Origin of the sequence: Microbispora sp. NPDC046933 (assembly GCF_040644635.1) — a bacterium.
Taxonomy (GTDB): Bacteria; Actinomycetota; Actinomycetes; order Streptosporangiales; family Streptosporangiaceae; genus Microbispora.
This window is the reverse complement of record NZ_JBEYWW010000133.1, coordinates 1-1,084: the sequence shown is the minus strand read 5'-3', so window position 1 is coordinate 1,084 and position 1,084 is coordinate 1. Positions and strand designations below refer to the sequence as shown.

The 1,084-nt window shown below is 74.9% G+C and carries 1 pseudogene; it reads right to left on the bottom strand.

The annotated features are described in order from the left end of the window. Positions 1 to 1,084: pseudogene (locus ABZ857_RS44350) on the bottom strand (hypothetical protein); the annotation flags it as partial.

Below are 1,084 nucleotides of genomic sequence, written 5' to 3'. Positions count from 1 at the left end.
GGGTGCTGGTGCGGGCCAGGCGGTGCACGCTGGAGACCGGCAGCATCTGCCCGGTCGCCAGCAACAACCCCGGCGCCGCACCCAGCACCGCCCCCGACAGCGCCCCCGCCGACCCCAGGAGCGCCTCCCGCGCCGCCCCCGCTGCCGATCCCGGCGACGCCCCCGGTCCCGATCCCTGTGACGCTGCTCCCTGTGCCGTCCCTGCCGACAGTGCCTCCGCCAGCTGCTCAGGGGGCGTTCCCGGTGTCTCCGCCGCCGTGGACGAGCACCGCGCCTGGCCGCACCCGCACGCGCTCCGGCCATCCGCCGCGTCGTGCTGAGCACGGCCCGGCTCCACGCAGCTCGGCCCCTCGCGGCCTGGTTGATGGCGGCCCGGCTCATGGCGGCAGTGCCCACAGCGCATGTCGCTGTGGTCCCCAGGTGTGCCCTGCCCACGCCGACAGTCCGCCGCAGGCCGGTGCCCGGCGTGGGTGTGACGCACAGCGGCGTCCTCGGGAGGAGGATCCGGCTGCACTGTGCGCGGAGGCGCTGCATGCGGAGGCGCTGCACGCGGTGGCGCGCTACCGCCGAATGCGGGCCATGCTGCTGCGCGCCTGGCGTGCCTTGCTCCCATGCGGACCGCACCACGGTCGCAGTCTCCGCCCTTGGCGGGCGCGGCGTCGCCGCCCTCGGCAGAGGCGGCACTCGCGGTGTCGTTCGGCCCGCGCTCACCGGCCCGCTGCTGACCGGCCCCGGCCTCTGCACTGGCATCGCCCGGGTTGTCGGCGCTTCCGGTGTCGCGGGGGTCGCAGTCACCGCTGTCCTCGCTGGCACCGGTGTCGCCGGGGGTGCCGGTGTTGGGGGTGCCGGTGTCGAGGTCACCAGCGTCGCTAGTGCCTGCGTCGCTGGTGTCGTTGTCGCCACTGTCCTCGGTATCGCCGGGGTCGCTCGTGTCGTCGGCGTGGGTGCTGTCGGTGGGAGTGGCGTCCTCGGGGTCGGCGGGGAGGGATTCGGCGTTGACCAGGACCAGAAGCTCGGCGGCGATCTTCTGCTCCAGCAGCGCGATCAGCGCGTCGGCCTGGCGGACCTGCAACGACCGGTCATC